7 protein-coding genes are annotated in these 7168 nt (G+C 67.0%); 4 read left to right on the forward strand and 3 right to left on the reverse strand.

What is annotated here, in order from left to right:
- The first annotated feature begins 300 nt into the window (after positions 1-300).
- The 3 genes from ACFW6D_RS12490 to ACFW6D_RS12500 all read left to right on the forward strand — a co-directional run bounded on the left by ACFW6D_RS12490 (position 301) and on the right by ACFW6D_RS12500 (position 3904).
- Positions 301-1038: a DUF1989 domain-containing protein gene (locus ACFW6D_RS12490; RefSeq protein ID WP_379327573.1), complete on the forward strand. Its 738-nt coding sequence runs from the start codon at positions 301-303 to the stop codon at positions 1036-1038.
- The gene (locus ACFW6D_RS12495) at positions 1035-1649 is read left to right on the forward strand and encodes an urea amidolyase associated protein UAAP2 (RefSeq protein WP_379327575.1); all 615 of its coding nucleotides are present in this window, start codon (positions 1035-1037) and stop codon (positions 1647-1649) included. The genes ACFW6D_RS12490 and ACFW6D_RS12495 overlap by 4 nt, the downstream gene beginning before the upstream one ends.
- A gap of 224 nt (positions 1650-1873) precedes the next feature.
- Positions 1874-3904, forward strand: coding sequence for a 5-oxoprolinase/urea amidolyase family protein (locus ACFW6D_RS12500; RefSeq protein WP_379327822.1), 2031 nt, complete (start codon positions 1874-1876; stop codon positions 3902-3904).
- 62 nt (positions 3905-3966) lie between these two features.
- Here the strand turns inward: ACFW6D_RS12500 and ACFW6D_RS12505 are convergent, their stop codons facing one another.
- Positions 3967-4971, reverse strand: coding sequence for an NAD(P)-dependent alcohol dehydrogenase (locus tag ACFW6D_RS12505; RefSeq protein WP_379327577.1), 1005 nt, complete (start codon positions 4969-4971; stop codon positions 3967-3969).
- 87 nt (positions 4972-5058) lie between these two features.
- On the opposite strand from ACFW6D_RS12505, the gene ACFW6D_RS12510 reads away from it, so the two are divergent.
- Complete coding sequence (locus ACFW6D_RS12510) at positions 5059-5769, forward strand: TetR/AcrR family transcriptional regulator C-terminal domain-containing protein (protein ID WP_379327579.1); 711 nt, start codon at positions 5059-5061, stop codon at positions 5767-5769.
- Here the strand turns inward: ACFW6D_RS12510 and ACFW6D_RS12515 are convergent.
- Together ACFW6D_RS12515 and ACFW6D_RS12520 are read right to left on the reverse strand one after the other, a co-directional pair.
- Positions 5721-6755 (reverse strand): ATP-grasp domain-containing protein, encoded by a 1035-nt coding sequence (locus ACFW6D_RS12515; RefSeq protein WP_379327581.1) that lies wholly within the window; start codon positions 6753-6755, stop codon positions 5721-5723. The genes ACFW6D_RS12510 and ACFW6D_RS12515 overlap by 49 nt on opposite strands.
- Positions 6756-6930: 175 nt before the next feature.
- Positions 6931-7098 carry a hypothetical protein gene (locus tag ACFW6D_RS12520; RefSeq protein ID WP_379327583.1) on the reverse strand — a complete coding sequence of 56 codons (168 nt, stop codon included), beginning with the start codon at positions 7096-7098 and terminating at the stop codon, positions 6931-6933.
- Positions 7099-7168: the final 70 nt, after the last annotated feature.

Consider the following 7168-nt stretch of genomic DNA (forward strand, 5'->3'; position numbering starts at 1 on the left):
GCCCTTCTCCCGCCGACGGCCCCGCCGGCCTCTCGCGCCCCCCACCCCCCGCGGCCCCTCGGGGCCGCGACTCGAGCGCGCCAGCGCTCCAACAAACACAGCCCCCAACCACCCGGAACAACCCAAACCCCGAAGCTCTGCCCCACAAACCAGCCCGGAACAACCCAAACCCCGAACGCCCTGCCCAAACATCCTCCCCAGGACAACCCAAACCCCAAACCCTGCCCCACATCCCGCCTGGGACTGCCAACCCCGGACTTGCCCACCACCCCAGCCCTCTACCACCACAGGAGGCACCCGATGACGAGTACCCAGTCCACCGACGGCGCCCGCGCCCACGCACGAGCCCAGGCCGCAGCAGCCACCTCGGCCCGCCCCCAGATCCCGCACGGCGTAACCCCCGTTGTCGCACAACGCATCCCCTCGGGCAGCTACGCGAACATCATGCTCGGCCGCGGCACCCGCGTACGACTGGCCGACCCGTCCGGCACCACCTGCGCCCACCTGTTCCTCCTGCGCGCCGAATCGCCCTGGGAGCGACTGAATGTCGCCGACACCGTGAAGGTCCCCTGGCAGGCGTACCTCAGCGCGGGCCACCCGCTGCTCTCCGACCAGGGCCGCGTCCTCGCCACCGTCCTCGACACCTCAGGCCACCACGACACCCTGTGCGGACCCACCACCGCAGGCCGCCACCAACTCCACCTCGCAGGCGCCAAACAGGGCCTCGAACCCCGCGACATCGGCCCCTCGATCGCCCTGTTCCGCGGCGCGCGGGTCGCGAACAACGGTGCCATCGAGTCGACCGGCAACGCCCCCGCAGGCGCAACCCTCGACCTGATCATCCACCTCCCGGTGACACTGTTGCTCGCCAACGCCCCCCACCCCCTCGACGACCGCCCCACCGGCGACCTCGACATCATCGCCTGGCCCTCCCCCGCAGACCTGATCACCACCAACAGCGACCCCGAATACCAACGCGCAGTGGACAACACCGAAGCCGCCTGGTCGGCCGCACAGAACTCGGAGGTTCCGGCATGACCGCCACCCGCACCGTCGTCCTCGACGAAACCGTTCCCGCTCAGGCGCCATGGTCAGCCATCATCCGAGCGGGCGACCACCTCGACATCATCGACCTGCACGGCAACCAGGCCGTCGACTGCCTGCTCTATTCCGCCGCCGACCACACCGACCGCTACAGCGCCCAGGCCACCGTCGCCGCCCAGCGCAATATCTTCCTCACCACCGGCAGCGTCCTGCTCACCGAGGGCGGCACCCCGTTGATGACGGTCGTCGCCGACGAGGTCGGCAACCACGACACCATCGCCGGCGCCTGCTCCCAGGAATCCAACACCCTGCGCTACGGCCACCACACGCGCCATCAGCACGCCTGCGTGGAGAACTTCCTCACCGCCGCCCTCGAATGGGGTCTCGGCAAACGCGACCTGGTCTCCAACATCAACTGGTTCATGAACGTCCCCGTCGAACCCGACGGCACCCTCGGCATCGTCGACGGACTGTCGGCCCCCGGCAAGAAGCTCACCCTCCGCGCCGAAATCGACACCCTCGTCCTGGTCTCCAACTGCCCCCAGATCAACAACCCCTGCAACGGTTTCGACCCAACGCCGGTCCGCATGGTGGTGACCCGATGAACCTCACCGACACCCAGGTCGACCCCGCTGCCGACCTCGCCCCGCCCCTGGCATCGGGCAAGATCACCGATCCCCCCGCACCGAACTCGGGCGTCGACGCGGCCGAGTTCCCCCCGCCGGGCACCGCAATCGCATCCTCGACCACGACTTCGACTGTCGGCCAGAACAAGTCGCCTGTCGCAGACACCAGCGAGCCCGAGACGACAGGCGCATTCCCGGAAACGATGGCGGACACTCCGTCATTGTCGTTGCCCTCTCAACGGCGCATAGATGTCGTTCGCCCCGGAATGCAGACCACCGTCCAGGACTGGCCGGGTCGAATCGGCTACTGGCACATCGGAGTTCCACCGTCCGGTCCGATGGACGACTTGTCGTTCCGCCTCGGCAATCGAGTGCTCGGAAACCCTGAAGGCGCAGCAGGTCTGGAGTGCACGCTCGGCGGACCCGCGCTGCGGTTCTCGGCGGCGACCTGGGTCTGCGTGACCGGCGCGGTCGCCGATGTCCGCGTGGACGGAATCCCGGTCGAGCAATGGCGGACCGTCGAGGTCCCGGCAGGCGGCGTGCTCGATGTCGGCGCGATCCGCGGCCCCGGCATGCGCACCTACGTCCTGATCTCGGGCGGGATCGATGTAGACGAATTCCTGGGCAGCACTGCCACTTTCACTCTCGGCAAGTTCGGCGGCGGAACCGGTGCAGCTTTGCGAGCCGACGAATCACTCACGCTCGGCGCCCCGTCGACCCGCCTGGCCCCCGCGATCCCGATGGCCGACCAACCCGCCTTCGCCCACCGCTGGGAACTCGCCGTCACCGAAGGCCCCCACGGCGCACCGGAATTCTTCACCCGCAACGACTTCGACACCATCGTCGGCACCGATTACGAAGTCCACTTCAACTCCGACCGCACCGGCGTCCGCCTCATCGGCCCCAAGCCGGAATGGGCCCGCACCGACGGCGGCGAAGCGGGCCTGCACCCATCGAACATTCACGACAACGCCTACACCGTCGGCGCCCTCGACTTCACCGGCGACACCCCGATCCTGCTCGGCCCCGACGGCCCCAGCCTCGGCGGATTCGTCTGCCCGGTCACGGTGGTCGCCGCCGACCGCTGGAAACTCGGCCAGCTCACCCCCGGAGACAAGGTCCGCTTCGTCCCCATCCGCTCCGAACACGCCGCTCCCGCAGCAGAACTCGGTCCGCGCCGCCGCGCCTCCTTCGGCTCCGTTCTCTCGGCAGGCCGTGACGGCGACGACGGCATCCTGCGCCGTACCGAGGTAGACGACGAAACCGGCGTGACCTACCGACGCCAAGGCGACGACGGCGTCCTCGTCGAATATGGCACCCTGACTTTGGATCTCGGCCTGCGCGCCCGCGTCCACGCCCTGCACCAGCACCTCATCGCGATCGGCCTGCGCGGCGTCATCGAGCTCACCCCCGGCATCCGCTCACTCCAGATCAGAGTGGACCCGGCCGTCCTGCCGATTCCCCACCTGCTCGACCTCCTCGCCGAAGCCGAAGCGCAACTGCCGAATTCCGATCAGCTGGTCGTTCCGAGCCGCACTGTCCACCTCCCGCTGTCCTGGGACGACCCCGCCACCCGCGAGGCGATCACCCGCTACATGCACGGCGTCCGCGCCGACGCCCCCTGGTGCCCGTGGAACATCGAATTCATCCGCCGCATGAACGGCCTCGAATCCGTCGACGACGTCTACAACACCGTCTTCGACGCCGAATACCTGGTCCTGGGCCTCGGCGACGTCTACCTGGGCGCCCCCGTAGCCACCCCCACCGACCCCCGCCACCGCCTCGTCACCACCAAGTACAACCCCGCCCGCACCTGGACCCCCGAGAACGCGGTCGGCATCGGCGGCGCCTACCTCTGCATCTACGGCATGGAAGGCCCCGGCGGCTACCAGTTCGTCGGCCGCACCACCCAGGTCTGGAACCACCGAGCCCGCCCCACCGGCACCGCAGGCCCCGGCGTAGACCACTGCCCCACCGAAACCCCCTGGCTACTCCGCTATTTCGACCGCATCCGCTGGCACCCCGTCGAGCCGGAGGAACTCCTCGACCTCCGCGCCGACTTCGCCGCAGGCAAGGTCGACATCCCCACCGAACCAGGCGAATTCCACCTAGCCGACTACCGCAAATTCCTCACCGACAACGCCCCCTCCATCACCACCTTCCGCACCACCCAAGCCAAAGCCTTCGCCGAAGAACGCCACTCCTGGCGCACCACAGGAGAACTCACCGAATGATCAAGATCACCATGCCCTCACGCTGTTCTCTCTCGGGCGATACTCGCACCAGTGCATGGTGATCATTCGTCCAGTGCGACGAGGATGGTTTTGCCGGAGGCGTGGCCTTTGGCGAAGGCGGCGATCGCGGTGCGGGCTTCGGCGAGGGGGTAGCGGCGCTCGATGACGGGGCGGAGTGCGCCTTGGGAGACCAGGGCGGCCAGGTAGTTCAGGTCCGCGGGTGCGGGGCGCATCAGGAGGGGTTTGAGGGTTCGGCGGGTGAAGAGGTTGACGATGACGACCGAGGCGAGCCAGCGGACGGGGCCGAGCCAGTTGTCGCCGGGGGCCGCCGCGGAGGAGATGTAGGCCCCGTCGGGGGTGAGTACGCGGAGGTAGTCGCGCAGCTTGCGGTTGCCTGCGAGGTCGAAGATCGCGTCGTAGGGAGTGTCCGATGAGGTGAAATCATCGACGGTGTAGTCGATCACGACATCCGCGCCGATGCTCCGCACCATCTCGATGTGCCGGGTGCTGCAGACAGCGGTCACGTGCGCGCCGAGCACTTTCGCGATCTGCACCGCGAAACTGCCGACCCCACCCGACGCGCCGTTGATCAGCACCCGCTGCCCTGGGCGAACCTTGCCGATGTCGCGCAGGCCCTGCAGCGCGGTCATGCCCGAATCCGGTACGGCCGCAGCCTCTTCCCAGCCGATCGAGTTGGGAACGGTGGCGAAAGACTTCACATCGGCGCGGACATATTCGGCGAACGCACCGCTAGGCACCTCACCGAAAACCCGGTCACCGACCGCGAATTCGGTGACAAGCGAACCGACGGCGATCACCTCACCCGCCAGATTCTGGCCGATCATCGGATGCTTGGGCCTGCGCAACCCGAACCCGAGCCGCAGCAGGTACGGCGTCCCCTCGAGTAGATGCAGGTCCCCGCTGCACAGCGACGCCGCGCGAACCCGAACCACCACCTCCCGCTCCCCCGGCGTCGGGCGCGGCACGATCTCGCTGCGCAGCACCTCACCCCCGCCGTATCGGGGCGCAACCCAGGCGGTCATCGAAGCCGTATCCACATCGGTCATCAGGGTCCCTCATTTCGCACTTACATCGTAAGTCTCTACCACGAGACGCTACGCTTACGCCGTAAGTACGTCAAGGAAGGAACCGCCATGCCGCGCACGCCCCTCACCAGAGAACGAGTCCTGCGCGCGGCCATCGCCCTCGCCGACCAGGAGGGTCTCGACGCCCTGTCGATGCGCAAGCTGGCCAAGGCGGTCGGCGTGGAGGCGATGTCGCTGTACAACCACGTCGCCAACAAGGACGACCTCTACGACGGCATCATCGACCTGGTGGTCGCGGAGATCTACGTCCCCGCGATCGGCGGCGACTGGCAGGCAGAGCTGCGCCACCGAGCGACCTCGGCCCACGAGGTCCTGCTGAACCACCGCTGGGCGACCGGCCTACTCGGCTCCCGCGTCAACGTCGGCCCCGCCATGCTCCGTTACGTCGACGCCACCCTCGGCTGCCTGATCGCCGCAGGCTTCACCTACGAGCAAGCCGACCGGGCCTGGAACGCCCTCGACAGCCACATCTACGGCTTCACCCTCCAGGCCATCAACTTCCCGCTCGAACCCGGCGAATACGCCTCGGCCGCACAACAATTCCTGCCGATCATTCCCACCGAAACCCATCCCCACATGCACGAATTGGCCTCGCTGGTCATCAACGGAACTCACTCCGGCACAGCCGATTTCACCTTCGGACTCGATCTGCTCCTCGACGGGTTGAGCCGCCTGCTGACAACTCGGCACCGAGAGGCACCGGCAAGCGATCAGCCCGGAACCAGGTCCGCGCTCCGGCGCAGCTCCGCCGACAGCTGACCATCCAGCTGCGGGGTGACCTCCATGACCGCTTCCGCCACAGCCAGACACACACCGAGTCGCGGCGCCAGCCGCAATCCCGAATCACCGTGCAGCAGTAGGCGAACCGCGGCCCACGGCAGGTTCACATCGGCGAATTCCGTGTGGAACAGGCCGGCCGACGGTCGCGGATTGGCCTCGAGTAGTACCGGTTCCCCAGCGCGATAACGCAATTGAACATTGGTGAGATACGCCAGTTCGAAGTGCTGAACGAGCTGACGGGCGATATCGACGGCGGCGGGATCGTCGACCAGCAAGCGAAAGCGACCCTGCTTGGCACGCGGAATGCCTACCAGCAGTTCACCTCCCGGTGCGGAGAGACAGTCGATACTGATCTCCGGGCCTTCCAGGAACGGCATCACCAGCAGCGGGGTGACCGATTCGCCCGCGTCTGCCGCCCTGCTCATCGCACCCGCTACCGCCTCGACCGAGGCCACCGGCCGTGGCGCGACCCGCAGGTCGGCCATGGTCAGCTGGCGGTCATCCAGGATCCGGAACCCGAACGCCGAGTACTCACCACTCGGCTTGATGCACAGCGTTTCCCCGGTGAGCGACAACTCCTCGACCGCTGCGTAGAACTCGTGCGCGGTGGTCACCTCCCGCCACGGGGGCACGGGAATGCCTGCGGCACCGGCTATTTCGTAGGTGCGCACCTTGCTTGTCAATGCCGTCACCGCCGACAACGGCGAGCACATCACCCTGGTGCCGATCGCGGCGAACTCAGCGACCCGACCCGCGAGCGCATCGAGACGACGCGGCGGAACGATCACATCGATGCGGTGCATCCGGCAGAAATCGAGCGCGAACCGCGCATACTCCTCGTTACTCACATACCGAGGCTCGATCGCCGACACATCGCAGGCCGAGAGGGAAACCGCACTCGGATCCACATTGCTGGCATAAATAGTGACATCGACGCCGTCGGGATTCTCCCGTAGCAACCGCATAATCTGAACCGTTGCCGCACCAGCACTGCTCAGCCAAACCCGAAGCGTAATACCGACCGCTCCCTTCCTGTTCTCGAAGAGAACAGGACCCTATCCCGGTTCTGCTTCCAGCACATTGCGAGCAGAATGACCCCACATCACATCTACGCACCGCGAGCAGACGGTCACCATCGCGTCAGAGCCCGTACTTGCGTACGAACTCCTCGGTGAGATCGACCGCAGGCACACCGTGCTCCGTCGCCTTGGTGTCGGCCGCGGTTTCCTCGATCAGTTCCGTCGGCTCCGAGGGCAAGTGCCGCCACTGCGCCCGCGGATCGGATTCCGCACCGTGCTGACCGCTCATGATTTCCTCCCGGTTCCACGGTCCAGAATAGTCCGCCTGAAGACGGACGTCACTGAACAGCAGTTGTCGG

This window comes from Nocardia sp. NPDC058705, from assembly GCF_042749305.1.
Lineage (GTDB): Bacteria > Actinomycetota > Actinomycetes > Mycobacteriales > Mycobacteriaceae > Nocardia.